At 68.2% G+C, this 26667-nt stretch carries 21 protein-coding genes; 13 read left to right on the top strand and 8 right to left on the bottom strand.

The genetic code is table 11. The features are described from left to right. Window positions 1-88 precede the first annotated feature (88 nt). The 4 genes from J2850_RS05320 to plsY all read left to right on the top strand — a co-directional run bounded on the left by J2850_RS05320 (window position 89) and on the right by plsY (window position 3929). A complete protein-coding gene (locus J2850_RS05320) occupies window positions 89-976 on the top strand; it encodes a transcriptional regulator GcvA (RefSeq protein WP_209979555.1) in 888 nt (295 codons plus the stop codon). Between the two features lie 79 nt (window positions 977-1055). Beyond that, window positions 1056-2033 (top strand): aspartate carbamoyltransferase catalytic subunit, encoded by a 978-nt coding sequence (locus J2850_RS05315; protein WP_209979553.1) that lies wholly within the window; start codon window positions 1056-1058, stop codon window positions 2031-2033. Continuing rightward, window positions 2030-3325, top strand: a complete 1296-nt coding sequence (locus tag J2850_RS05310) for a dihydroorotase (RefSeq protein ID WP_209979551.1) — start codon at window positions 2030-2032, stop codon at window positions 3323-3325. The genes J2850_RS05315 and J2850_RS05310 overlap by 4 nt, the downstream gene beginning before the upstream one ends. 4 nt (window positions 3326-3329) lie before the next feature. Continuing rightward, window positions 3330-3929: a glycerol-3-phosphate 1-O-acyltransferase PlsY gene (gene plsY / locus J2850_RS05305; protein ID WP_209979549.1), complete on the top strand. Its 600-nt coding sequence runs from the start codon at window positions 3330-3332 to the stop codon at window positions 3927-3929. A 22-nt stretch (window positions 3930-3951) separates the two neighbouring features. On the opposite strand, the gene J2850_RS05300 is transcribed toward plsY, so the two are convergent. Beyond that, a complete protein-coding gene (locus tag J2850_RS05300) occupies window positions 3952-4947 on the bottom strand; it encodes an SDR family oxidoreductase (protein ID WP_209979547.1) in 996 nt (331 codons plus the stop codon). 189 nt (window positions 4948-5136) lie between these two features. Here J2850_RS05300 and J2850_RS05295 point away from each other — a divergent pair, with 189 nt between their 5' ends. The 3 genes from J2850_RS05295 to J2850_RS05285 are packed head-to-tail and all read left to right on the top strand — an operon-like array spanning window position 5137 to window position 7015. Beyond that, a complete protein-coding gene (locus J2850_RS05295) occupies window positions 5137-5358 on the top strand; it encodes a sulfurtransferase TusA family protein (protein WP_307354156.1) in 222 nt (73 codons plus the stop codon). Window positions 5359-5413: 55 nt separating this feature from the next. Then, window positions 5414-6643: a DUF2478 domain-containing protein gene (locus tag J2850_RS05290; RefSeq protein WP_209979543.1), complete on the top strand. Its 1230-nt coding sequence runs from the start codon at window positions 5414-5416 to the stop codon at window positions 6641-6643. Window positions 6644-6682: 39 nt separating this feature from the next. Then, window positions 6683-7015: a DUF1244 domain-containing protein gene (locus J2850_RS05285; protein ID WP_209979541.1), complete on the top strand. Its 333-nt coding sequence runs from the start codon at window positions 6683-6685 to the stop codon at window positions 7013-7015. Between the two features lie 85 nt (window positions 7016-7100). Here J2850_RS05285 and J2850_RS05280 read toward each other — a convergent pair whose 3' ends face one another. After that, entirely contained in the window at window positions 7101-7727 is a 627-nt protein-coding gene (locus J2850_RS05280; protein ID WP_209979539.1) for a glutathione S-transferase family protein, read from the bottom strand. Window positions 7728-8261: 534 nt separating this feature from the next. Here J2850_RS05280 and J2850_RS32200 point away from each other — a divergent pair. Together J2850_RS32200 and J2850_RS05270 are read left to right on the top strand one after the other, a co-directional pair. Beyond that, window positions 8262-11582 carry a response regulator gene (locus J2850_RS32200; RefSeq protein WP_209979537.1) on the top strand — a complete coding sequence of 1107 codons (3321 nt, stop codon included), beginning with the start codon at window positions 8262-8264 and terminating at the stop codon, window positions 11580-11582. Window positions 11583-11717: 135 nt separating this feature from the next. Next, complete coding sequence (locus J2850_RS05270) at window positions 11718-12635, top strand: response regulator (RefSeq protein WP_209979535.1); 918 nt, start codon at window positions 11718-11720, stop codon at window positions 12633-12635. Between the two features lie 92 nt (window positions 12636-12727). On the opposite strand, the gene J2850_RS05265 is transcribed toward J2850_RS05270, so the two are convergent. Next, window positions 12728-14365, bottom strand: a complete 1638-nt coding sequence (locus tag J2850_RS05265) for a sensor domain-containing diguanylate cyclase (protein ID WP_246512826.1) — start codon at window positions 14363-14365, stop codon at window positions 12728-12730. A 168-nt stretch (window positions 14366-14533) separates the two neighbouring features. Further along, a complete protein-coding gene (gene cobD / locus J2850_RS05260) occupies window positions 14534-15610 on the bottom strand; it encodes a threonine-phosphate decarboxylase CobD (protein WP_209979531.1) in 1077 nt (358 codons plus the stop codon). Between the two features lie 102 nt (window positions 15611-15712). Between cobD and cbiB the strand changes: the two genes are divergently transcribed. Then, window positions 15713-16675: an adenosylcobinamide-phosphate synthase CbiB gene (cbiB, locus tag J2850_RS05255; protein ID WP_209979529.1), complete on the top strand. Its 963-nt coding sequence runs from the start codon at window positions 15713-15715 to the stop codon at window positions 16673-16675. A gap of 62 nt (window positions 16676-16737) precedes the next feature. Here the strand turns inward: cbiB and J2850_RS05250 are convergent, their stop codons facing one another. After that, a complete protein-coding gene (locus J2850_RS05250) occupies window positions 16738-17202 on the bottom strand; it encodes a hypothetical protein (protein WP_307354160.1) in 465 nt (154 codons plus the stop codon). A gap of 263 nt (window positions 17203-17465) precedes the next feature. Here J2850_RS05250 and J2850_RS05245 point away from each other — a divergent pair, with 263 nt between their 5' ends. The 3 genes from J2850_RS05245 (at window position 17466) to J2850_RS05235 (ending at window position 24139) form a co-directional block, all read left to right on the top strand. Further along, window positions 17466-19772, top strand: a complete 2307-nt coding sequence (locus tag J2850_RS05245) for a hybrid sensor histidine kinase/response regulator (RefSeq protein ID WP_209979525.1) — start codon at window positions 17466-17468, stop codon at window positions 19770-19772. A 729-nt stretch (window positions 19773-20501) separates the two neighbouring features. Further along, window positions 20502-22928 (top strand): penicillin acylase family protein, encoded by a 2427-nt coding sequence (locus tag J2850_RS05240; RefSeq protein WP_246512825.1) that lies wholly within the window; start codon window positions 20502-20504, stop codon window positions 22926-22928. After that, on the top strand, window positions 22925-24139 hold the full coding sequence (locus J2850_RS05235; protein ID WP_209979523.1) for a threonine ammonia-lyase: 1215 nt from the start codon (window positions 22925-22927) through the stop codon (window positions 24137-24139). The genes J2850_RS05240 and J2850_RS05235 overlap by 4 nt, the downstream gene beginning before the upstream one ends. 146 nt (window positions 24140-24285) lie before the next feature. On the opposite strand, the gene J2850_RS32195 is transcribed toward J2850_RS05235, so the two are convergent. The 3 genes from J2850_RS32195 to J2850_RS05220 form a co-directional block, all read right to left on the bottom strand. Next, window positions 24286-24837: an acyloxyacyl hydrolase gene (locus J2850_RS32195; protein ID WP_209979521.1), complete on the bottom strand. Its 552-nt coding sequence runs from the start codon at window positions 24835-24837 to the stop codon at window positions 24286-24288. 305 nt (window positions 24838-25142) lie between these two features. Beyond that, window positions 25143-25910, bottom strand: a complete 768-nt coding sequence (locus tag J2850_RS05225; protein WP_209979519.1) for an ABC transporter ATP-binding protein — start codon at window positions 25908-25910, stop codon at window positions 25143-25145. Continuing rightward, window positions 25898-26650, bottom strand: a complete 753-nt coding sequence (locus J2850_RS05220) for an ABC transporter permease (protein WP_209979517.1) — start codon at window positions 26648-26650, stop codon at window positions 25898-25900. Before J2850_RS05220 ends, J2850_RS05225 begins: the two co-directional genes overlap by 13 nt. Between the last annotated feature and the right edge of the window lie 17 nt (window positions 26651-26667).

Genomic DNA, 26667 nt, shown 5'->3' with positions numbered 1-26667 from the left:
GTCAGACGGTGCTTGCCGACAAACGACGCTTTCTCATAGGATCGATTAGCATTCCTAATCCGAAAACAGCCCCGACGATGCCGCCGCGATGTCCCGCCGCCTGCCTCCCCTGAATGCGCTCCGCGCTTTCGAAGCCGCCGCACGCCACTTGTCCTTCACCAAGGCGGCCGACGAGCTGCATGTCACCCAGGCTGCCGTGAGCCACCAGATCAAGGCGCTGGAAGAGTGGCTCGGATTACCCCTGTTTCGCCGAATGAACCGGGCGCTGGCCCTGACCGAGGCCGGGCAGAACTATCTGCCGCCGGTGCGCGAAGCCATGGACACGCTGTCCCAGGCGACCGACCGGCTGATCCGCGCCGACAGCAGCGGCACGCTGACCATCTCGACCATGCCCAGCTTCGCCTCCAAGTGGCTGGTGCCGCGGCTGATGCGGTTCCAGAAGCGCCATCCCGAGATGGATGTGCGTGTCCACAGCACGGCGCAGGTCGTGGACTTCGCCCGCCACGACGTCGACCTGGCGATCCGCTTCGGAAACGGGCTGTGGCCCGACCTGCGGGTCGAGCGGCTGCTGACGGAGGACATCTACCCGGTCGGCCACCCGTCGCTGCTGACCGGCGACCACCCGCTCGTCTGTCCGGAGGATCTCTGCAATCACACGCTGCTGCACGACGACTACAACATTTCCTGGGCAGTCTGGTGCCGGGCGGCGGGAACCGAAGGGGTCGACACAGACCGCGGGCTGCGTTTCGACGACTCGTCCTTCACCCTGCAGGCCGCGATCAACGGCCATGGGATCGCGCTGGCACGCGGCGTCCTGGTGGCCGACGACATCGCCGCCGGACGCCTGGTGCGCCTGTTCGACGTGCGGCTTCCCGGCAGCCTCGCCTACTACGTCGTGGCGCCCCCTCATTACTTTTCCCGGCCCAAGGTGAAGGCCTTCCGCGACTGGCTGTTCGAGGAGGCGGAAAGCACCTGAAGCGGGCTGCGCCACGTGCCGGCGGCGCGCGACGTGAACGGCTTGCGGGCGCCAGGGACCGCTCCTATAGTCCGCGGCCATGAGCGCGAACCCGTCCCCCGACACGGTCTTCCCGCACCGTCATCTCCTCGGAATCGAGGGGCTGCGGGCCGGCGAGATCACCCAGATCCTCGACCTCGCCGACGGCTATGTCGAGCAGAACCGGCGCCCCGTGAAGAAGTCCAGCCTGTTGGACGGCCGCACGCAGGTGAACCTGTTCTTCGAGAACTCCACCCGCACCCGCACCAGCTTCGAGCTGGCCGGCAAGCGGCTGGGGGCCGACGTCATCAACATGTCGACCGACAGCAGTTCGGTGAAGAAGGGCGAGACCCTGATCGACACGGCGATGACGCTGAACGCCATGCACCTCGATGCGCTGGTGGTGCGGCACGCCGATTCGGGAGCGGTCAAGCTGCTGGCCGACAAGGTCAACTGCTCGGTCATCAATGCCGGGGACGGCCATCACGAACACCCGACCCAGGCGCTGCTCGACGCCCTGGCGATCCGCCGACGACTCGGCCGGCTCGATGGGCTGATCGTGGCGATCTGCGGCGACATCCTGCACAGCCGGGTGGCGCGCTCCAACATCCACCTGCTGAACGCCATGGGCGCCCGGGTGCGCTGCGTGGCGCCGCCGACGCTGCTGCCATCGCAGATCGAACGGCTCGGCGTCGAGGTCCACCACTCGATGAAGACCGGCCTGCGCGACGCCGACGTGGTGATGATGCTGCGCCTGCAGACCGAGCGGATGAGCGGCCAGTATGTGCCGTCCACGCGCGAGTACTTCTATTTCTACGGCCTCGATTACGAGAAGCTGGAGCTTGCCAAGCCGGATGCCGTCATCATGCATCCCGGCCCGATGAACCGCGGTGTGGAGATCGACTCCGAGGTCGCCGACGACCTCAAGCGCTCGATGATCCTCGACCAGGTGGAACTCGGCGTCGCGGTCCGCATGGCCGTGCTCGACCTCCTGACCCGTGAACGCCGCCAGTCCGACAATGCGGGAGCCGCCCGATGAACGCCCGTGTCGTCTACCGCAACGCCCGCCTGCTCGACCCGGCGACCGGCCTGGACCAGCAGGCCGACCTGCTGACCGACGGCGAAACCATCGCCGACTTCGGCCCGGGGCTGTTCTCCGGATCGCTGCCCGAGGGCGCGGAGGTGGTCGACCTGGCCGGCCTCTGCCTGGCGCCCGGCCTCGTCGACATACGCGTGCTGATCGGCGAGCCCGGCGAAGAGGAAAAGGACACGATCAAGAGCGCGTCGCGGGCGGCGGCGGCCGGCGGCATCACCGCCATGGCGCTGCTGCCCAACACGTCCCCGGTCCTGGACGAGGTGGCCGGCCTTGAGTTCGTCGCCCGCCGCGCCCGCGAGGTGAAGCTGGTCAAGGTGTTCGCCTACGCCGCCGCCACCCGCGGCACGAACGGCAACGAGATCACCGAGATGGGCCTGCTCGCCCGCGCCGGTGCGGTCGCCTTCACCGACGGCACCAAGGCGATCGCCAGCGCCAAGACCATGCGCCGGGCGCTCGGCTACGCCAAGACCTTCGACAAGCTGATCGTCCAGCACCCCGAGGAGCCGTCGCTGGCCTCCGGCGGCATGATGAACTCCGGCGAGATCGCCACCCGGCTCGGTCTCGTCGGCATCCCGCGCGAAGCCGAGATCATCATGATCGAGCGCGACCTGCGCCTGGTCGAGCTGACCGGCGGGCGTCTGCACTTCGCCCACGTCACCACCGGCGAATCGGTGGAGCTCATCCGCCGCGCCAAGGCGCGTGGACTGCGCGTCACCTGCGACACCGCCCCGCATTATTTCGCCCTGACCGAAACCGACGTCGGCGACTACCGCACCTACGCCAAGGTGGCGCCGCCGCTGCGCGGCGAGATGGACCGCCGGGCGATCGTCGAGGGTCTGGCCGACGGCACCATCGACGCCATCGCGTCGGACCATGTGCCGCAGGACCAGGACCAGAAGCGACTGCCCTTCGCGCAGGCCGCCTGTGGCGTGATCGGCCTGGAAACCCTGTTCCCGCTGGTGCTGGAACTGGTCCACAAGGGCAAGATGCCCCTGCTGAAGGCTCTGGCCTGCGTCACCTCCAAGCCGGCGGGCATCCTCGACCTGCCGGTCGGCCGCATCGCCAAGGGAGGCCCGGCGGATCTCGTGGCGTTCGACGTCGATACGCCCTGGCAGATCGACGTCACGCGCTTCCAGTCGAAGTCGAAGAACTCGCCTTTCGAGAACCGCCCGGTCCAGGGACGGCCGCTGCGCACCATCGTCGACGGCCGCACCGTGTGGCAGGCGGAGGGCTGACCCGTTGGCGACCTTCCTTCTGTCAGCCCTGCTGGGCTACCTGCTCGGCTCCGTTCCCTTCGGGCTGGTGCTGACGCGCCTCGCGGGGCTCGGCGACATCCGCCAGATCGGCTCGGGCAACATCGGCGCCACCAACGTGCTGCGCACCGGCAACAAGCCGCTGGCGCTGGCGACCCTGCTGCTCGACAGCGGCAAGGGCGCCATCGCCGCCCTGCTGGCCTTGTGGTGGGCCGGGCCGGAGGCCGCAGTCTTCGCCGCCGGCGGCGCCATGCTGGGGCACACCTTCCCGGTCTGGCTGCGCTTCAACGGCGGCAAGGGCGTCGCCACCGCCATCGGCGTGCTGCTGGCGGTGTGCTGGCCGGCCGGCCTGCTGGCCTGCCTGACCTGGCTGCTGACCGCGGCGCTGTTCCGCATCTCGTCGCTGTCGGCGCTGGTCGCGGTCGCGCTCAGCCCGCTGACGGGCTGGTATTTCGGCGGCCCGTTGGTCGGCGGCCTCTGCCTGTTCATCGCCGTCCTGGTCTTCATCCGCCACGAGGCCAACATCCGCCGCCTGCTGAAGGGTGAGGAGCCGAAGATCGGCGCGGGCAAGAAGAAGGCGGCCTGACCTCAGGGGGCGGTGCGCAGGCTCACCACGCGTGCCGCCTCCCCGCCGAACGGCTGGCCAACGGGCGGCTGGCCAGCAGCACCGGCAGCAGGAACAGGGTCAAATTGGTCCAGGAGAAGGGCCGCTTCGGCTTCGGCTCGATCCACCCGCCACTGGCCCCCTGGTATTCGGGCATCGGCTGCATCACCCCGCCCGACGTCGGTGCGGCCGACCGGTTGGTGAACATGTCGCGCTCGATGGTGTGGGCGAGCGCGCGTTCGGTCAACTGGGGGGCCATGGCGTTGCCGACGGCGGCCAGTCGGCCCTCGGTTCCGACGAACATCTCCCGCTGCGGAGTGCGGGCGAGGGACAGGATGGCAGAGGCGACCTGCTCCGGCGGATGGATCGGGTTCAGCGGCTTGACGGCGCGGCCGGTGTAGTTGGCGGCGTGCTGCCACAGCGGCGTGTCGATCGAGGCCGGCATCACCATGCAGACATGGATGCCCGGCTCGTCGACCAGTTCCTGCCGCAGCGACTCGGTGAAGCCGCGAACGGCGAACTTGGCCGCGGTGTATGGGGTGGCATAGCGCTGGCCGATGTTGGACACCATCGACGCGGTGTTGATGATGATGCCCTCGCCGCGGTCGAGGAAATGCGGCAGCACGGCGCGGCAGCCATGGACCGTGCCGAACAGGTCGGTGCGCACCACCTGCTCGAACACCTCGTCCGGGATGTCCTCGAACCGGCCGAACGCGATGACGCCGGCGTTGTTCACCCAGATGTCGATGCCTCCGAAGGCGTCGATCGCCCGGTCGGCAAGCTGCTTCATGGCATGCTGGTCGTTGACGTCGGTCGGCACCACCATGGCCCGGCCGCCGGCCTCGACGCACTCCTCCGCCACTTCGTGAAGCGGGGCCATGCGGCGTGCGGCCAGGACCACCGCCGCTCCCTGGCGGGCGAACTCCAGGGCAGTCGCCCGGCCGATGCCGCTGGACGCGCCCGTGATGACCACCACCTTGTCGTCAAGCCGCTTCGCCATGACAGCCGTCCTTTCGTCAGGTTTTACTCCGTTGCGGCGTACAACAGGCTTCTCCTGCAAAAGTCGCGGCCCACCGACCCGCCCGGCGCTGTGGAGATGGCAGGCCGAACCCGCTACAGTCATGCCGGAAGTAGGGTTTTGCCTCTTAATCAGCATGGAGCGGGCACGGTGCCGGCCAAAGAGCTTGACGTGAAAGGGCTGCATTGCCCGTTGCCGATCCTGCGCACCAGGGCGCTGCTGAACGGCATGAGCCTGGGCGAGGAACTGGTGGTCTATGCGACCGATCCGGCTTCGGTCATCGACTTCCGGCATTTCTGCAACACGACCGAGAACGAGCTGCTGTCGCACGAGATGCTGCCGGACGAAATCCACCAGACGGTTTTCGTCTACCGCATCCGCCGGGGCGGATGACGCGCCGCACCGTCCCCCGACGACCGCCCCAGTCCAACGACGAAGGACCATGCCCATGCCGCTGCCGCCCGCCTCCCCGCCGCCGCTGCGCCCTGGTGCCGTCATCCACGGACCCGGTTCGCTCGGCGTGGACGTGCTGCTGGACGGCTTCGCCGCCGAGCTGAAGCGGCGCGGCTTCCGCGTCGGCGGCCTGGTGCAGCGCAACCACGGACCGGGCGACGATTGTGCCGAGCGCATGGAACTGGTCGACGTCGCCACCGGCCGCGCCTACGACATCACGCAGAAGCTGGGACGGGAATCGCAATCCTGCCGGGTCGACCCCACCGGTGTCGCGGAAGCGAGCCAGGCCATCCGCAATGCGGTCGCGGAACGCGTGGACCTGTTGGTGGTCAACAAGTTCGCGGGACTTGAGTCGGCCGGCGACGGTCTGTCGGATGAGATGCTGGCCGCCATTGCCGATGGCATACCGGTCCTGACCAGCGTCGGCAGCCGCTACCTCAACGAATGGCAGACAGCCACCGGCGGCTTCTGCGACCTGCTGTCGCCGACCGCCGACGCCCTGTGGCGCTGGTGGGGGCCGCACAGGCTGTACGAGGATCTGGTCCACGGGGTTGCCGATGCCGAGGTGCTCCGCGTGGTCACCGGCGCGCAATGGGTGCTGGTGGAAACCGCCGGCGGACTGGGCGTCGCGGCCCGGCAGGCGCCGCCGTCGGCGGGCGAAGGTCCGCAACGCTGGGCGGGACGCAGCCTGCGCGACCTTGCAGCCGGGGTTTCCGGATCCTGGGATCCGGTGGAGATCGCCGTCGGGGCGGCCGCACTCAACGCCCATTACAACCGGCCGGAGCTGGAGGGCGCCGCCGGCAACGGGCTGGATCTGTTCACCGCGGTAGAGGGGCGGGTCGTGGTGATCGGCAGCTTCCCGCAGATCTCCCGCCGGCTGCCGCGCGCGCAGGTCATCGACATGCATCCGCAGGACGGCGAGCATCCGGAGGCGGCCTGCGAATGGCTGCTTCCCGGTGCGGAGGCCGTGGCGATGACGGCATCCTCCTTCGCCAACCGCACCCTGCCGCGCCTGCTGCGCCTTTCGGCGGGGGCCAGGGTGGCCATGATCGGCCCGGGGACACCGCTGACGCCCCGCCTGTTCGATTACGGCGTCGAGTCGCTCGCCGGCTTCGTGGCGACCGACCGGGAGGCGGTCATCCGGACGATCGCCGACGGAGGCGGGTCACGCGACTTTCTTCCCTATGGCCGGATGGTCACTCTGCACCGCCCACCCCATTCTTAAGACGATATCCGAAGAAGAATACCGGAGGAGTTGATCCCCATGGCCGAGCTGGACCATCAGACCCGCATCGAGCTGGAAGCCGCCGCCTTCCGCGGATTGGTCGATCATCTGCGCAAACGCACCGATGTTCAGAACATCGACCTGATGAACCTTGCCGGCTTCTGCCGGAACTGCCTGTCCAAATGGTATGCCGCCGCCGCCAAGGAGCGCGGCGTACCGCTGTCCGACGAGGAGGCCCGAATCGCCGTCTACGGCATGCCCTATTCCGAATGGAAGCAGAAGCACCAGAAGGAAGCCACGCCTGAGCAGCAGCAGACGTTCGAGGACACCAAGCCGCTGCATGCGGAGATCAGCGGGCACACCGCACGCTGAGCTTTGCCCCCTCGCCCGCCATTTCCCACACGTCCGGCCGGACCCGACGGGGAAATGGCGGGCGATGCCCGCTCACGCCATTGCTTCAGTCCGCCAGTTTGAAGGGCTGCACCGCCCCGCTGAATTCGTCCATGTCCTCGCAGCCGGACGCGTGGGCGGCAAGCGCCGGCCAGCGAGCCGGATCGAAGACGCCGGGATGCGCTTCGCCGATGAAGCGCAGGGCGCAGGCCACTGCGATATCGGGATGGCCGATCCGGTCGCCGAACCACCAGGGTCCCGGCCGGACCGCACGGTCGGCTTCCAGCATATCCAGCACCGCGGCAATCTGGCCGCTGCAGCGCTCCACCCATGCCGCCGAACTCTCCTTGTGCAGCACCCTTTCATAGACGAGGCTGACGGCCTTGTCGGCCATGCCGGTCGCCAGCGCGCACAGCTTCAGTGCCTTGCGCCTTTCCGGCCCGCCTGAGGCGATCAGTGCCCGTTCCGGCCCTGCCGCCTCGTCCAGCCAGTCGAGGATGGCACCGCTCTCGATCAGCACCTCACCGTCGTCGAGCAGCAACGTCGGCACGCGCTTGAGCGGGTTGTAGCGCGCCACATCGGCCGCGTCGGAGAAGACCGACCAGGGGCGATGCTCGTACGGCATGCCGTAGAGGCGGAGCGCAATGGCGACGCGTCGCACGAATGGCGAATCATACTGCCCGATCAAGATCATTCCATCCTCCCATGCCAGGGCGATTTGCCCCAGATACATCCTATATCGGATTTATCCCGAACTTGTATAAAAATGGCATGGGCGGGGTCCGCACCGTGATGGAAAACCGGTCGACGCGACCGTGGCCTCTTACGGTTTCTCGATGACTGGAAGACTCTGTCGAACATCCGCCCTCGAAATCGCGCAGCAAGGCATCGAGAGAAATGGAATTATCAACGCCTTGTTCGAAAATGACCGTGACATCTTGCCGCTTATCGTGCCCAGATTTTATTATTTCGTCTTGGTGAACGAGATGTAACGAATGTGAATCCTGGCATCATACTAAAGCCCACCAAGCATCTGCCGCAGCATATGCTTGGAAAACATATGAAACCCTGCTATCGTGGGGACTGTGGACATCGATGCGGCTGGCGCATTGCCCATGCACCCGGCGCCCGACATGTTTCCGTTCTTTCACATGTGATCAGCCGGAACGCCGCCCTGTCGCCGCCCTCTCCCAAGGATCCGAAGGGTTTCTCCCGGCTCGAAGGCGGAGTGATCGCCTTCGCGGTGCTGATCCTCTCCGTATTCCTCCTCATCCAGGCCAACCAGGTGGCCTCCAGCCGGCAGGCTGCGCTGACGGCGTCGGAAGCGACTCTCCGTGCCCTTGCCGGGGCGCTTGAGCTTTCGGCCTCCCGGACCGTTCAGGTGGTGGACGGCACGTTGGCGGCCATCGCTGACTCCCTGTCACGCCATGGATGGAGCGGCGACGACGCCGTGCCGGCAGGCCGGCAGGCCGGCAGCCGGCCGGTCCTGGATCCCGATGCGCTGCTGGACCGCCTGCGCCGGTCGCCCCAACTGCGCGCCCTGACCCTGCTCGACCGGACCGGACGCGTCATCGCTGCCACCGATGGCATGCCGCCGGCCATCACCTTCCTGAGCGAACTGGACGTCTACCGCTTCCATGTGTCCGGCCAGGGAACCGGTCTGGCCATCGGCATGCCCCGCCCCGGCCGGGGGTTGCTCGATCAAGAGATCGACGGCGCACAGGGGGGAGGATGGCTGGTGCCGATGAGCAGGGCCGTCAGGGACGCAGACGGCACGCTGCTGGCGGTGATCGTCGCCTCCGTCGACACCAGCTATTTCCAGAACCTCTTCCGAACCGTCCAGAGCGGCGACGCGTTGGGTTCCTTGGGGTTGCGTGTCGGCCTTTACCTGGGTGATGGAACCCTGTTGACCGCGCAGCCGGTGACGGCCGATGAGATCGGCCGCAGTGCCAGGAACACCGATTTCTTCCAGTCCCTGCTTGCCGCAGGGAAAGAGGGTGCTCTGCGGCGGGAGGACGCCGACGGAGGAACACGCATCGCCGCCTACCAAGCCATGCCGGCCTGGCCGTTGGTGCTGTCGGTCAGCGTGGAGCAGGATCTTGTTCTCGCCGACTGGCGTTACGGCCTGGAGACGGTGTTCCTGTCGTGTGGATCGCTGATCCTGCTGATCGGGCTCGGCGCCGCCGTGTTCGTGCGCGCCATGAAAATTCAGCGTCGGCGGTACGACGCGCTGGCCGAGGCGCATGCGCGGCTTTCTGCCGGCCTCGACCGTGTTGGCGAGGCGACCTTGACCATTCGTCCCGATGGCCTCATCGAAACCGCGACTCCCGCCGTCCACGACATGTACCGGTGCCCGCCGGACGGCCTTACCGGCCGCTCCGTGCTGGAACTGCTGGCACCCGCCACCCGCCGTGCCATGGCCCAAAGGCTTTCGGACATCGCCCGAGGCCGCCATACCGGGGTCGAGGGTGAGGTCTGGGAGATCATCGGATGCAGACGGTCACCGAACGGCGGCGAAGAGTTCTTCCCGCTCGCCTGTTCGATGAAGGCGGGGCAGACGGCATCTGGCCCGGTCCTGACCGCCGTCTTGCGCGACCTGAGCGGCGTAACGGAGACCGAACAGTCGGCGCCCCCGCCGGCTGACGGCAGGCAAGCCCACGCCGCAGCCCAACGCGAGCCCACGGGTGCGCTCCCGGCGTTCTTCGACGACAATCCCGCCACATCTGCCGACCCATCCCTGCTTCATGCCCAACGGTCGGGCTTGCAGGTCGGCGTGGTGGATCTCCTGTCGCTGGTAGAAGGCGTTGTGGAGTTTCTGTCCGCACGCGCGTCTGCGAAGGGTCTGGACATCGCCGGCTTCGTCCCGCGGTCCCTGCGGGTTCCGCTGGCGGGTGATCAGGCGCGCCTGCGTCAACTCCTTCTCACCCTCGCCGGCAACATGGTGGAGTTTGCCGATACTGGCGGCGTCCTCATCCTCGCGGAGGAGGAGCAATCGCTCCCGGACCAGCCGGCCGACAGGGTTCCTGTCCGTATCGAGGTGCGCGCAACCGGAATCGGACGTGTTGCGGCCGATCGCCTCCGCCTCTTCGCCGAGGCTGCACAGCCCGGTGTCCCGCCGATACCGCAATCCGGCGGTGCAGGATCAGGGGCGGCGACTGCCGGACGGCTGCTGGCAATGATGGGTGCGCACATCAGCATCGGCGGCCGGCCCGATACCGGCAGCGCCATCCTCCTGCAGGTTCCACTGCAACGTGGCGCCCCCGTGGCGGACATCGCGGCGAACGGCGGCTGGGTGGATCGTCGCATCCTGCTGGTGGCCGGTACGGCGGCCGATCGACACCACACGGGCCATGACCTGCTGATCCGCCACCTGAAGGATTTCGGCATCCAGGTCACGACCGCCGACACCGGTGACGAAGCCTTGCGGCGCCTGCATGCCGCGATACGGGCGGAGGTAGGGGCCGAACGCCCCTTCGACGCGGTCATCCTCTGGCAAGGCAAAGAGGAGCCGTCCGGCCTGCAGGCGGCGATCCGCATCCGCTCGACACCGGCGCTTGCCGGAGTGCGCTTGGCGATCGCCTCGTCCCCTTCTGAAGGCCGCGAGGAGGCGTCGGCCGGGGTCGATGCCCATCTGGCAATTCCAGTCCGGTTCGCCGACCTACGGCAATGCCTTGTCCGCCTTCTGGACGCGCCCGATGTCCGGGCCCTGCCCGCACGGCCTGTCCGGCCTAACCGGCCCGTGGACACCGGGCCTGCGGATTTGGCGGCACCTGCCGCCGGAGAACCACGAATCCGTGTGCTCCTGGCCGAGGACAACCCCGTCAATCAGCAGATCACCCTCGCCGTCCTGCGCCGTGCCGGCCATCACGCAGCGGTGGTTTCGAACGGGGCGGAAGCCGTCGAAACGGTGTCCTCCCAGTCCTACGACCTCGTGCTGATGGATGTGCAGATGCCGGTGATGGACGGCTTGGAGGCCACCCGGCGCATCCGGCGCCTGCCGGGACAGGCCGGTTCCATTCCCATCGTCGCTCTCACCGCCAATGCCATGCAGGGCGACGACACCATCTGCCTGAATGCCGGGATGGACGGCTATCTGGCCAAACCGGTCAGCCCCGGCAAACTCCTGGACGTGGTGGCAGGCTTCACGCGCCGCCGTGAACCGGTGTCGGTCCCGGAAACGGTGCGGGAAGCACCGGAACCGCCGATCCTCAACACCGCAAAGGTCGAGGACCTGCGCGACACGCTCGGCGACGATGGTCTTGCCCTGTTGATCGACACGTTCTTCTCCGACGGCTCGACCCATCTGGACCTGCTGCACGCCGCGATCAGGCGGCGGGACCGTGGAGCGATCGAACGGGAAGCCCATATCCTTAAGGGCTCGTCCGCCAACCTCGGCTTCGACCGCCTATCGGCCGCTGCGAACCGGCTGGTCGCCGCCGCGCGTTACCACTACGACGCAGCGATGACGGAAGAGGCGGGCATCCGCCTCGCCGAAGAGCTGTCTGCCGCCAGAAACGCCTTTGCCACACTGCCGGTACCGCACCGCTGACCCTGTACCATTGTCTATGGCCATCGGCCGCGGCGTAATGCCGCTCGGAATTGTGCTTAGGTAAATTTTTGATAAAATGTGGGTAGTTTCGCGGCTGCTCCCTGTGCAGCCTGCCCGCTGGAGTAAACGCCTGCCATGGCCGAAGCCTGCACCGCTCTGGTGGTCGACGACGAAGAGATGAGCCGCGCCATTGCCGCCGGATACCTCGCCCGCATCGGCTACAGGACATTGGAGGCGGACAGCAAGGCGCGGGCCTGGGACATCCTGGCCGCCCAGGGCGACTCCATCACCGTGGTGCTGCTTGATCGCAGGTTGACTGACGGCGATGGGCTCGAACTGCACGAGCGCATGAAGGCGGTTCCGGAGCTGGCCGATATCCCGGTCATCGTACAGACGATCTCCGACAGCAGCGCCGACATCGCGGCGGCGATCCGGGCTGGCGTCTTCTATTACATGGTCAAGCCCTACGGCGGCGCCCTGCTCCGGTCTGTCGTCAGGGCAGCCGCCGAGGCTGCGGAACGGCTGAAGAGCCTGAGGGGTGACCTCCGTTCGCGCAACGACGCGATCACCCTTCTGCAGGAGGCACGCTTCCGCTTCCGTACGCCGCAGGAGGCACGGGATCTGGCCATCGCGCTGTCGTCGATGGTGGAGGCTGCGCCCAACCTGATCTTCGGGCTGTCCGAACTCCTGGTGAACGCTGTGGAGCATGGCAATCTCGGGATCGGCTTCGAGGCCAAGGAACGCCTGAAAGCGAATGGAATGCTGGGGCGCGAGATCGAAATGCGGCTGGACTCCATCCATCACCGCGACAAATACGCCACCTTGCATGTGGAGCGCTGCGACGGCCGGATCGCCTTCACCGTCACCGACATGGGACAGGGCTTCGACTTCGACCGCTACATGACCGTCGACGCCTTCCAGTCGACCGCCACGCACGGTCGCGGCATCGCACTTGCCCGCAGCGTGAGCTTCGACCGCCTCAGCTATCTCGGCCCTGGAAACCGCGTGGTTGGGATCGTGGAGGTCGAGCGTACGGCCGCCATGGCCGATTAGAGTGTGATCGTTTCAGCGGTATCGCTTGAAACGTGAAGCACGCCGAGGACTCCAACCGCGCCGGCACGCGCCATTCTCGAGAGCGCACCCGCTCATAATCCGGGTTCGTAGACCGCGACCCGGTTCCGGCCCATGTGCTTCGCCCGGTACAAGGCCAGGTCGGCACGGTGGATCGCCCGCTCCAGGGTATCGGTCGCTCCCTCCAGACCGGCAATGCCGATGCTGGCGGTGAGGCGGAAACTCCCGTCAGCCGTTTCGATCTGCATCCGCGCAAGATGCCTGCGCACCCGTTCGGCGACAACCCGGCTTTCGTCGGCGGTGGCACCCGGCAGAACGACGACGAACTCCTCCCCGCCCAACCGCCCCAGAATGTCGTATTCGCGCAGGATCGCCTGGCAACCCGCCGCCACCATGCGCAGGGCGTCGTCGCCCGACGCATGGCCGAACGTGTCGTTGATGCGCTTGAAGTGGTCGACGTCCAGCACGAAAACCGAGAGCGGCTCATGGAAGCGATGGGCCCGGGCGAGCTGGGCGCGCGCCATGTCCATGAAGGAGCGGCGATTGAAGATTCCGGTCAGGGGGTCTCGCGACGCCATGTCGCGCAACGCCTCCTCCATCCCGCGCCGCTCGGTATAGTCGTAGATCCAGGCGAGGTTCACCGGCACGCCCTGGATCACCGCCTGGTTGACGGTGAACAGTGCCCAGAAGGGCGACCCGTCGGCCCGCTTGAACTGGACCTCCATGTTGGTGACGCCGCCGCCGTCACGAAGCCGCTCCACCACCCGCTGGCGCTGGTGACTGTCCAGATAGTAGTCGCGGGCGCAACTGCCGACCAGCCGCTCGCGCGGCAAGCCGATCAGGTCCGAAAAGCGGCTGTTGACGAAGATGATCCTCCCATCCTCACGACGCGACACCGACACGCCGATCGGGCTCTGTTCCAGAATCGCTTCCAGCCTCTCTTCCTGAGGGCGGATATCGGCAAGTTCATGGATGGCGCCGACGATGCCGGCCGGGTTGCCGGCTGCATCGAGGAACGCGGCCTTCGTCAGGCAGACCATCCGCGGCGCTCCCTCGGCGGTTCGCACAGCCGCCTCGTAGTGCACGCCTTCGGTGCCGCCCCCTGCCTGCCAGCCCGTCACCGCCCGATCCATCACCATCTGGTCCTGTCCGCAATGCTGCTCGGCATCGCCAGGACCGGCCACGGCAAAGCTGTCCCGCGTCATCATCTCGTCGCGGTCAATGCCGGTGAAGCGCTCGAAGGCATCGTTGACGGCGATGTACCGCCCGACGGCATCCTTGACGAACAGGGGCACCGGCGTCGCAGCCATCATGGCGGCAACGACCGACGCCTCCCCGGAGCGCCAAGCCGGCCCGTTGACGAAGGGCGGGGCCTCCGCACGGACTCCGCCTGCATCGGTCACGGTCAGAAGGCGCAACACCTCGTCATCCGCAAGGCCGCCGGTCCAGGCGCTTTCCGCAACGGCCACCCAGCGCCGGGCGCCATCGGCCGTGCGGGCCGCCCGCAAGCTGGCCGCCCTCCTGTCTTCCGTCCTCGCGTCGACATTCCCCTCCAGCCCGAGATCCCGAAGGGTGCGTCCGGCGAGCCCGGCGGCGTGGTTGCCGAGAAGGTCTTCGAGCGCCGGGTTGCCATAGCGGATGGTCCCTGCCCCCGTGGCAAGGCAGACACCGATTGGTAGAAAGTCGAAAGCCGACCATGCGGAATACCGCATGTCCTGCGCGCCACGCCCAGACATCATTGCCACGCTATCCGAATCCAGCATGGCTGCCAGTGTTTCATAAAACTATATTTCCTTCCAATGGCGGATGATCCCGGAGTCGGAGAGCAGGATCGGCGTCATTCTAGAAAAAGTTGAGTTTAAGGAATTTTTGTCGCCCGCTCAAGAGTCTGGCAGAGCGGGCGCTTGGTGCGGTCCCCCACGCTCCCACCGGAGTGCGACACGAAGTCGCTGCCACTCCCCGTCCTCGCCCGGTAGCCCGAAACGCAGCCAGTCGGGACGGTGCTCGAATCGGCGCACCAGGATGCCGGCGGCACCGAGTTGCCGGAAGATCATCGGCGCACGCGGATCCTCGACCAGACGGAACAGGTCCGTACCGCCGACCACGCGCAGGCCGGCCGCTTCCAGCAGCCGGTCCAGGTCTGCCGCCGCCTGCGAAAGCCGGCTGCGCATCGCCAGGATCCAGGACCGGTCGGCGAGCGCGGCGGCGGCAATGGTAAGGCCGGGACCGGAAACCGCCCAGGGTCCGACCGCCTCGCGCAAGGCCGCCGCGACCGCGCGCGGCGCGAGCGCGATGCCGAGGCGGAGCCCGGCCAGACCGAAGAATTTGCCGAATGACCGCAAGACCACGAGACCGGGCCGCCCGGCGACCGAGGCCAGGCTGTCCTCCGGCCGCATGTCGGCGAACGCCTCATCCACCACCAGCCAGCCGCCTCGCGCCGCCAAGCTGTCGGCAAGCGCCAGCAGGCGGGAGGGTGCCAGGGTTCGGCCATCGGGATTGTTCGGGTTGACGACGACGACCACGTCGGCATCGCCAGGACCGTCATCCGTGCCGATGCCGTCGACCATGACGACCTCATGGCCGGCGAGCGTCCAGCACCTTGCATGCTCCGCATAGGTGGGGCCGAGCACCGCCACCCGTCCGGGCGGACGCAGGCGCGGCAGGATCTGGATCAGCGCCTGCGATCCCGGTGCAGCGGCCATCACGCCCGGCGACGGCGCCCGGTAGCAATCCCCGGCCGATGCGAGCAGCGCGGCCTCGGCGTCCTGGCCGGGCAGCCGGGTCCAGGCGTCGGCAGACAGCGGTGGCAAGGGATAGGACCAGGGATTGATGCCCGTCGACAGGTCGAGCCAGGGTTCGGGCGCATGGGGAAAGGCCGCCCGCGCCGCGCCCAGATCACCGCCATGCAGGGGCGTCTGCCGGGCCGCATCCGGCGCCGCATCCGTACCACGAGCCATCCCCTGCTTGGTCCCCGCGCCGTCTTCCGCCATGATCGCGCCCCGCCCCTTCCGTCACCCGAGCGGCCGGCCGGCCGCCCCATCCCCTGGAACGACCCGACCGTGCTGCTGCATCCCTTCCTGCTCGCCACCGCATTGATCATCGAGGCGGCAGCCGGCTATCCCGACCCACTCTACGCCCGCTTCCGGCATCCCGTGGTGTGGATCGGTGCGCTTATCGCGCAGCTAGACCGCGCGCTCAACCATGAGCATGACGGATTCGCCAAGCGCAAGGCAGCCGGCGTGCTGGCCCTGGTGGTGGTGCTGGTGACCGTGGGCGGCATCGCCGTGGCGGTGGCGTGGGTCTGCCGGCTGCTGCCATTCGGTTGGCTCCTGGAAGCGGCACTGGCCTCGACGCTGCTGGCCCAGCGCAGCCTGCACGACCATGTCGCTGCGGTCGCCAAGGGCTTCCGCACGGGCGGGCTGGAGGAAGCGCGCAAGGCGGTGTCGATGATCGTTGGCCGCAACCCGTCGACCCTCGACGAGCCCGCGGTCGCCCGCGCCGCCATCGAGAGCTTGGCGGAGAATTTCTCCGACGGGGTGGTGGCCCCGGCGTTCTGGCTGCTCGTCGGCGGATTGCCCGGCTTGGCGCTCTACAAGGCTGTGAACACCGCCGACAGCATGATCGGTCACCGCACCCCGCGGCACGAGGCCTTCGGCTGGGCGGCCGCACGCCTCGACGATCTGGTGAATCTACCGGGCTCCCGCCTGACCGCCCTGCTTCTGGTGGCGGCGGCCTGGACCACGGGCGCCGCCGCCGCGCGGCAGGCCTGGGCTTCGGTGCGGCTGGATGCCCACCGCCACCGCTCGCCCAATGCCGGCTGGCCGGAAGCGGCGATGGCAGGCGCGCTCGACCTTCGGCTCGGCGGCCCGCGGGTCTATGGCTCGATCCGGATCGAGGACGTGTGGCTGGGTGCCGGCCGGACGGCGGCGACGCCGGCCGATATCGGACAGGCGCTGCGGCTCTACCGCCGCGCTTGCCTGCTGCTGATCGCTTCCTCGCTGGTGCTCGCGGCCGCAGGATGACCACAGAGGGTGACGACGGCGGGTGATGACGGCCGGTGGACCGGCTCACCCCGCCCTTCCGGTCATGCCCGCATCGCCCGCCGCGCCAGCAGGACCAGCCGGCGCCCCGTTTGGCGGAGGCGCAAGAGCAGCCGGTAGGCCGCACGGGCGGGCGCCGTGGCCTTCAGCCACGCGATCCATCCGGTCACCGCCCCATAGCAGCGGGCGAACCAGCCGATGGTCAACAGCTTCGGCTTGGTGAGGTGGAAAAGCCGCTCCACCAGGATGACCTTCGTCAGCTCCGCCCCGACGGTCACGCCGACGCCCAGCGCCGGGCGCCCGGCGGCGAGAAGCCACAGGCCGAGCAGCTTGGCCGGCTCCAGCAGGCCGAGGGGCACCAGGACGAGCAGCAGCGACGGATAAGGACCCAGCCGGCCGATCCACTCGCCGATGCGGGCGAACACCCGCATCCGCCCGATCCTGCGCAGGACCGGCCGCACCACCCAGTAGGCCAGCGCATCGAGCAGGAAGTAGGCGAGCGCGAACACGGTGGCGATCGGGCGCAGCAGGGACGCAAGGCGGCCGGAATTCCGTCGGGCGGTCCGCGCCGGCCGATTACCCTCACGAGGTGCCGCAGGAGGGAGCCTATTCATTCGGGATACCCGGACGGAGGTTCTAGGCCCATTTCTACCACCAAGGGGCGCCTTTCGTTCGATGGGAGGGACTGGCACCCTCTCCCAAATTGTTCTCTGAAAGAGGCGAACCCCGCCCCTCCTTCCGCAACCTTATCCTGACGACGGGTCCTCCGACCGTGCCCGGCTATTACGATCCTCTTCTCGTCGCCTTATCCTACGTGATCGCCGTGTTCGGCGGCTACGTGGCGCTCGACCTCGCCCATCATGCCCACGGCGCGCGCGACGGCAAGAAGAGCAAGGTCGACAGCCGGAGACTGGCGGGTGCGGCCCTGGCGCTCGGTGCCGGTATCTGGTCGATGCATTTCGTCGGGATGCTCGCTTTCCGCACCGCCATGCCCATTAATTACGACCCCGGCATGACGGCATTGTCCTTCCTGCTGGCGGTGGCGGTGTCGGGAGCCGGCCTGTTCTCCGTAGCCCGCAACCGGCCGCGCCGCTTCACCCTGCCGGTCGCCGGAACCCTGACGGGGTTCGGCATCGTCAGCATGCATTACGTGGGGATGGCCGGCATGCGCATGGAGGCTCGCTTGTCCTACGACACGCTTTTGATCGTCGCCTCCATCGTGATCGCGATCGCCGCCTCCACGGCGGCGCTGTGGCTTGCCTTTCGGACCAGCCGTCCGCTGGAGAGGGTGGCCGGCGCCGCACTGCTCGGCATCGGCGTGGTGGCGATGCACTACACCGGCATGGCGGCCGCAGGAATGGAACCCGCAACGGAACTCGCTGGCACCACTGCAATGCCCCACACGATCGCCGCTGCGGCACCCGCACCCGGGCTGTCCGCCAACCTGCTGGCGGTGCTCACCGGCGGCGCGACGCTGCTGCTGCTCGCACTGGCCTTCATATCCTCCCTGCTCGGTCGCCGCAATCAGGCGGAACAGACGGCCGGGCAGGACGCGCGTTATCGCGCCATCGTCGATACGGCGGTCGATCCGATCGTCGTCATCAACGAGGAGGGGCTCGTAGAATCCTTCAACCGTGCCGCCGAGCAGACCTTCGGCTACCAATCCACCGAGGTCATCGGCCGCAACGTGTCGATGCTGATGCCGGAACCCTTCCACAGCGCCCATGATGGCTATCTCAGCCGGTACCATCGGACCGGCGAACGGCGCATCGTTGGCATCGGTCGCGAGGTCGAGGGCCGGCGCAAGGACGGGTCGGTCTTTCCGCTCGACCTGTCGGTCGGCGAGTGGCAGGTCGGCAGGCGACGGATGTACACCGGGATCATGCGCGACATCACGGCCCGCCGCGCTGCGGAGGACGCCATACTGCGCGCCCGCGACGAGGCTGAGGCGGCAAGGATCGAGGCGGTTGCCGCCCGTGATGCCGCCGAACGCGCCGACCGTGCCAAGACGAAGTTCCTGGCCGCCGCCAGCCACGACCTGCGCCAGCCGCTGCAGTCGCTGTTCTTCTTCGCCCATGCACTTTCCGACAAGCTCGAAGACCACCCGACGGCACCGCTCCTCGCCAGCATGACCGAGTCGCTAAGCGGGCTGCGCGTGATGCTGGACAGCCTGCTCGACGTCTCGCGCCTCGATGCCGGCGTGGTGAAGCCCAGCGTCACCGATTTCGCGCTCGGCCCGCTGCTCGACCGGCTCGCCGAGGAGTACCGGCTTCGCGCCGGCGAGGTCGGCCTCGGCCTGCGTCATGTCAGCAGCTCCGCCTGGGTCCGGAGCGATCCGGCCCTGCTGGAACGCATCCTGCGCAACCTGATCGAGAACGCCATCCGCTATACGGAGCAGGGCAGCATCCTGATCGGCTGCCTCCACCGCGGCGACGCGCTGCGGCTGGCGGTGATCGACCAGGGCATCGGCATTCCGCCGGAGAAGACGCAGGACATCTTCCAGGAGTTCACCCAGCTCGCCAACCCGGAGCGCGACCGCCGCAAGGGGCTGGGGCTGGGGCTCGCCATCGTGCGGCGGCTGGCCGGCCTGCTCGGGCACGGCGTCGCCGTGCGGTCGGTCCCCGGCCGCGGCAGCGGATTCTTCCTCGACCTGTCGCCGGCGGTGCCGCGCCCGATCCCCAAGCCGGCGCGTGCGCCGATCGACCTGCCGCGGGGCAAGGGCCTGATCGTGGTGGTCGACGATGACACCATCATCCTGCTCAGCATGCGGGCGATGCTTGAGGAATGGGGCTACGACGTGGTCGCCGCCGTCTCGGCGGACGAGGCAATCGAGTCGCTGCTGAACCTGGGGCGGCAGCCTGCGATGATCGTCGCCGATTACCGCCTGCGCGAGGGGCGGACCGGGGTCGAGGCGATCCGGGACATCTACGGTGTCTGCGGCGTCCGCGTTCCGGCTGTGGTCCTGACCGGCGATACCGACCCGGCCCGCATCGCGGAAGTTCAGCGCAGCGGCCACCACCTGCTCCACAAGCCGGTTTCCGCACCGATTCTGCGCGACATCCTGACGGCGGCGGCCTGAAAGCCATCGTCCGGCAAGCAGCGGCCGCCGCCGGCCGGCCGGCGGCGCGCCGGCACAGGACGACCCGGCCGTCCGACCGCTGAGCGGCTATGCGAAGGCCAGGGCACATCCCCCGGACGCACCGCTGGACGCGGCGGCGGCCGGGGGACTAGCATCCGCGACCCGACCCGTGCCCGCGGCGCCCCACACCCGTCGCCGCCCCCTCACCTTCCACGGACCGTGATGCTGCGCCGTTTCCTGTCCTGCGCCGGCCAAACCTGCGCCGTCCTTCTCCGCACCGCCCTCGCGCGTTCCGTCTCCCGCCGGACTTCCGGATCCGTTCCGCCGATGGCCGGCCACCCCGGTACCTATCCGGGTGCTGCGCCTCCTCCGCAAACGACGATGCCGTATCCCGGCGTCCAGCCGGGTCCCGGATCGCAGCCGGTTTACGGCGCGCCGCCCTACGGTCAACTGCCTCACGGCCAGCCACTCCATGGCCAGCCGGTATACGGGGCCTACCCGACGGCGGCCGACCCCAACATCGCGCCGCCCGCGCCCTGGCCTCCGGGCGCCGCTCCGGCGCCGTCATGGCAGACCGGCCAGCATCCGCCACCCGCCGGAGGCTCCCCTCCCGGCGCCTATTACCCGCCGCACCAGATGACGGCGCCGCTGCCGCCGCATCAGTCGCCTCCGGCGCAGCAACCGGCAGCCGCCTACCCGCCCCCCCGGCAGCCGAAACGGGGGTTCCCCATGCGCGGCCTCCCGATGCCCCGCGGCCCCTGGCGGCGGGTCGCGTTCGGGGTCGGCCTCCTGGTCCTGCTGCCGCCCGCGGTCGGGCTCGCCGCCTTCCTGTGGATGCGCGCGCAGCAGCCGCAGACCCATGGCCAAGTGAGCATTCCCGGACGCGGCGCGCCGGCGGACATCGTGCGCGACGCCCATGGCGTGGTGACCATCTTCGCTGCGAACGAACGGGACGCCTATCGGGCGTTGGGCTATGCCCATGCGCAGGACCGGCTGTGGCAGATGGAGACGATGCGCCGAGCCGGCGCCGGGCGGCTGGCCGAGCTGATCGGCACCAAATACGGCGACTTCCCGCTGCGCAGCGATCGGCTGATGCGCACGCTCGGCGTCTATCGCGCCGCCCAGGCAATGGCTGCCACCCTGTCGTCCGAGGCGCGCACCGCCTTCGATGCCTATGCCGAGGGGGTGAATGCCTATCTTGAGACCCGGCCGGAAGCCCTGCCGGTCGAATTCCAACTCCTCCGCCACACGCCGGAGCCCTGGACGATCGCAGACAGCCTCGTATGGGCCAAGCTGATGGGGCTTCAGCTCTCCGCCAATTACCGTGACGAACTGTTCCGGTCCCGCGTGCTCGAGCGGCTGTCGCCGCAGCAGGTGGACGACCTTTTCCCGCCGGACGCGCCGGGTGCGCCGACGACCCTGGCAAGCGAACTGCACGGCATGGACCTTCAGGATACGGTCAGGCGCACCCTGGCCGCCCTTCCCACGGCCGGTGTCGACACCGCATCGAACGAATGGGTCCTGACCGGTGCCCGCACCACCACCGGCAAGCCGATCATCGCCAACGATCCGCACCTCGGGCTGGACGCCCCGATCCTGTGGTATCTGGCCCGCATCGTGACGCCCGACTTCACCATCTCCGGCGCCACGGTTCCGGGCGTGCCGCTGACCATCCTCGGCCACAACGCCAAGGTCGCCTGGGGCTTCACCACCACCCACAGCGACACCCAGGACCTGTTCGTCGAGAAACCGGACCCGCAGGACCCGTCCCGCTACCTGACGCCGGAGGGCAGCCAGCCCTTCGAGGCGCGGGGCGAGACCATCGCCGTCGCCGGCGAGGCGTCGCAAACCCTGACGGTGCGCAGCACCCGCCACGGCCCGGTGATCTCCGATCTCGATGCCGGCGGAGGAACGGCGTCCGGGACTGCGCTGGCGCTGTCCTTCCCGGGGCTTGCGGAAGACGACAGCTCGGCCGAAGCGCTCTACCGCCTGAACCATGCGGAGAACGCCGAGGCCGTGCGCAACGCCCTGCGCCTGCACGTCGCCCCGCAGCAGAACGTCGTCTATGCCGATGTCGGCGGCGAAGTCGGATTCATCACGCCCGGCCGCGTGCCGATCCGCCCCAAGGGCGACGGCCGCGTGCCGGTGCCGGGATGGACCGGCGAGTATGACTGGACCGGCTTCCTGCCCTATTACGCGCTGCCGCAGTCCGTGAACCCTCCGTCGGGCCAGTTCGTCAACGCCAACAATGCGGTTATCGGGCGCGACTATCCCTACCGCCTCGCCACCGAATGGCCGGATCCCTCCCGTGCCAAGCGCATCGTCGAGATGCTGGGGACCGGCCGGCATTCGGTGGAGGACGTGGCCCGCCAGCAGATGGACATCGTTTCCCTGCCGGCCCGCGACCTCCTGCCGGAGCTGCTGAAATACCCGATGCCGCCCGGCCGTGCCGGGGATGCCGCGGCGCTCCTGCGCGGGTGGGACGGCCGGATGGACCGCAACCGTCCGGAGCCGCTGATCTTCACCGCCTGGATGCGAGAGCTGGTACGGGCGGTCTTCGCCGACGAGCTCGGCGCCGACTTCGCCGCCTACTGGGATCTGCGGGCCGAGGCGTTGCGCCATGTCATCGCCGAGCGGCCGGAATGGTGCGACGACACGAAGACGCCACAGAAGGAGAATTGCGGCGAGATCATCGGCCGGTCCCTGGAAGCCGCGGTGGCCCTGCTCTCCGATCGCCAGGGCTCCGATCCGAGGGACTGGCGCTGGGGCGACGACCATAAGGCGGCGCTGACCCACAAGATGCTGGGCCGCCTGCCGCTGGTCGGCGGCACGGCCGACCTGTCGGTCGGAACCGACGGCGACTTCTTCACCGTCAACCGGGGAACCACGGCGATCCGCGATGCGGCGAACCCTTTCGCGCACGTCCATGGCGCCGGCCTTCGCGCGGTCTACGACCTGTCCGACCTCAGCAACTCGCGGTTCATCATCGCCACCGGCCAGTCAGGCAACATCTGGTCGCGCCACTGGGGCGATCTGGTGGAGCTGTGGCGCGATGGCGGTTCGTTGCGTCTGGCCGGCGACCGTGGCACGCTGGTGGAGGCCGGGGCGGAGGTGCTGACGCTCACCCCACGCAACACTGGGACAGCCGAAAAATGACCCTTACCCTGGATGATGTGCGCGCCGCCGCCGCGCGCATCGCGGGACACCTGTCCCCGACCCCCGCCGTGCCCGCGCCCCGCCTGGGGGACATGGTGGGGTGCCGGCTGCACCTGAAGCTGGAAAACCAGCACGCCACCAGTTCCTTCAAGGAACGTGGTGCACTGAACAAGCTGCTGTCGCTGGATGATGCGGCGCGCGCGGCCGGGGTCATCGCCATGTCGGCGGGCAACCACGCACAGGCGGTGGCCTGCCATGCGACCCGCCTCGGCATCCGTTCGACCATCGTCATGCCGGCCTTCACGCCCTTCACCAAGGTCGAGCGCACGGAAAATCTCGGCGCGACCGTCGAACTGCACGGCGAGACGCTGAGCGAGGCGGCGGCTTTCGCCCATGACCTCGCCCGTCGCGACGGCCTGGTCTTCGTCCATCCCTATGACGATCCCCTGGTCGCCGCCGGACAGGGCACCGCGGCCTTGGAGCTGCTGGACGAGGTGCCGGACCTCGACATGCTCGTGGTGCCGATCGGCGGCGGCGGGCTGATTGCCGGCATGGCGACGGCCGCCAAGGCGCTGCGCCCGGACCTGCGCATCCTCGGCGTGCAGTGCAGCCTCTATCCGGCGGTGCGCCAGGCGCTTGCCGGCCAGCCGATCACCTGCGGCGGCGCCACGGTGGCGGAGGGCATCGCGGTGAAGGCGCCGGGAGCCCTGACCCTGCCGATCATCCGCGACCTCGTCGAGGATGTCGTGGAGGTTGAAGAGGCGCGGCTGGAGGAGGCGGTCTACCTGCTCGCGACCGTGCAGAAGCAGGTGGCCGAAGGCGCCGGTGCCGCCGCCCTGGCCGCCGTGCTGAACGATCCCGAGCGGTTCAGGGGCCGCAAGGTCGGGATCGTGCTGTCCGGCGGCAACATCGACTCGCGCATCCTTGCCCAGGTGCTGATGCGCGGCCTCGTCTACGAGGGGCGGATCGTCAGGCTGCGCATCAGCATCACCGACGCACCCGGCACCCTGGCCCGCGTTACCCGCCTGCTGGGCGAAGCCGGCGCCAACATCGTCGAGGTCCACCACCAGCGCCTTTTCCACAATGTTCCGGTCAAGATGGCGGAGGTGGACGTGGTGCTGGAAACGCGGAACCAGACGCATGTCGAGGCGCTGATCCGGCGCATGCGCGAGGCCGGCTATCCCACCAACCTGATGGTCGAGGTCGGGTGAGGCGCCGCCTCCGGTGGCAGGCGCCCCCTAGAATGTGACCGTTTCAAGCGGTATCGCTTGAAACGATCACACGGAAAACCAAAAGCCTGGAGTCTGTCCGGTGCTTCAATTAGCACCGGACAGACTCCAGGCTTCGGTATCGCTGCTCAGAACAGCTTGGACACCGGGATGTGGTAGGAAAGCCCGAAGCTGTCGACGCCATGGTTGTCGTCGCTGAACCCGGCATTTGACTTGTGGGAGTAGAAAACGGTCAGCCTGGACTGGTCATCGAACCGGTAGCCGCCCTCCAGCGTGGTCCGGAATTCGACCGGGTAGCCGAGATCCTTGCTGTTTCCACGGCTCCACAGCCCGACGCCGACGCTCGGCGTCACCACGAAGTTCCCGAAGGTGAAATCCAGCAGGAAGCCGCCGCCCGTCCACAAACCGGCATCGGTGTTCACGTCCGCACCCAGCCATGGCCGCATCGTGGTGACGGGTTCCAGGAACGGGATGAGCGAGGTACCGAAACGGTATTCGATCCGCCCCTCGACCGACTTGTGCCGGCCCTTGGACGAGGCCCAGAACGCATTCTGGTCGAAGCCGCCCAAGCCCAGGGTCAGGAGCGGAACGTTTTCGTTTTGGTCGGAGGCCGCTTGCGCGGCGATCGGGATTAATGCGGCAGAGATTGCCAGACCGATGGCACACAGGGCTGTTTTCACAGCGATCCCCTCTTGGTGGCCACCCGCGCTGCGCGATGCCGCCTCACGGGCGCACGGCGGGCAACTCAAATGGATTAGGATCTTCACAATGGGTTGAGACGCCGCACGCTGCCAATCCGGCCAAACAGCATAAGCGTGGCGGGCGGAAAGATGGTCGGAGGTCGAGACCAAGGCGTGCCCGCGGCTTGGCCGATGCCCTGTCACCAGACTTTGGGACAAGCCGAGGGGACCGACGAATCAAAGCCGTGACGGCCCCCTGCCCTGCGCAAATCGGACAGTGTGCCGGCACTCCGGGAGGGTGTCCCTCAGATGCTGTAGTTGTCGGCGATCTCCGACCGCAGTTGCTCGACCTGGTCGCGGAAGACCGACCCGTCGCGTCCGGCCGAGTTGCGGACGTCGCGCACCACCCGGGCGGGCGTACCCCCGAGCACGATGATGCGGTCGGCCAGGTGAACCGCCTCTTCCAGGTCATGGGTGACGAACAGGACGGTCTTGCCGGTTTCCTGGTGGATGCGGCGCAGTTCGTCCTGCAGGTTGTGACGGGTGATGGCATCGAGCGCTCCGAAGGGCTCGTCCATCAGCAGGATGTCCGGATCGACGGCCATGGCGCGGGCGATGCCGATTCGCTGGCGCTGGCCGCCGGACAGCTCGTAGGGCCATCGGCCCGCATAGCCTTCCAGGCGGACCAGCTTGAGCGCTGCCTCCGCGCGGCGCCGGCGCTCGTCACGGCTGACCGGCAGTCCTTCCAGCCCGAACTCGACGTTGCGGATCACCCGGCGCCAGGGCAGAAGCCGCGAATCCTGGAAGACCAGCCCCACGGGCCGGTGACCCGGCCGCTGATCCTGGTGGATGGTGACCTTGCCGCCGCGTGCGGTGTGCAGGCCGGCGACGACGCGCAGCAGGGTGGACTTGCCGACGCCGGAGGGGCCGACGATGGCGACGAAGCTGCCGCGCTCCACCGACAGGTCGACGTCGACCAGGACCGGCGGCGCGTCCTTGCCGTAGCCGATGGACACGCCTTCCAGGTCGATGACCGAAGCCGCGGGCTTTGTGGAAAGGGTCACCGCTGCCATGACAGAACCCGCGACTGAATTTGCATGAACAGGAAATCCGACACGCCGTAGAGCAGCGCGATGGTGACCATGTAGAGCACGACGATGTTGGTTGCCAGCAGCCCAGACGCCTCCATCATCCGCATGCCGAGCCCGGAGATGCCGAACAGCTCGGCCGCGACCACGGTCATCCATCCCTGCCCCAGCCCGGCACGCACGCCGGACAGGATGCCCGGCAGAGCCCCCGGCAGCACGATCTTGAACAGGCGCGGGATAAGCCCGCCCTGCCCGAAGGCGTAACCGAGTTCGATCAGGTCCTTGTCGACCGCGCGCACCGCCGCATAGCTGGCATAATAGTTGATCCAGAAGACCGTAAGCGAGATCAGGAAGGATGCCGCTCCCTCGCTGACGCCGAACCAGATGATCGCGAAGGGGATCCAGGCGATCGCCGGGATCGGGCGCAGCATGCGCACGACCCAGGCCTGGAAGGCGTCCCAACGTCCCCACAGTGCCGCCGCCGTGCCGAACGACACGCCGAGCAGGGTGCCGAGCCCCAGGCCGACCAGATAGTGGGACAGGCTGGCCAGGACCATCTGCTGCCAGGTTCCGCTTCTGAACTCGGTCAGGAAGGCTGCGGGCACCGCGCTCGGCGACGGCAGCAGCCGGGCCGGCACCACGCCGCTGCGGGCCAGCGCTTCCCACATCAGCAGGAAGACGATGACGCCCAGCGCCGACAGGGCGATCTTGTTGCGGGTCTTCATGGCATGATCCGGGCTTC

It is taken from the genome of Azospirillum picis (assembly GCF_017876115.1).
Classification (GTDB): domain Bacteria; phylum Pseudomonadota; class Alphaproteobacteria; order Azospirillales; family Azospirillaceae; genus Azospirillum; species Azospirillum picis.
This window is presented reverse-complemented; position numbering and strand designations above follow the sequence as displayed.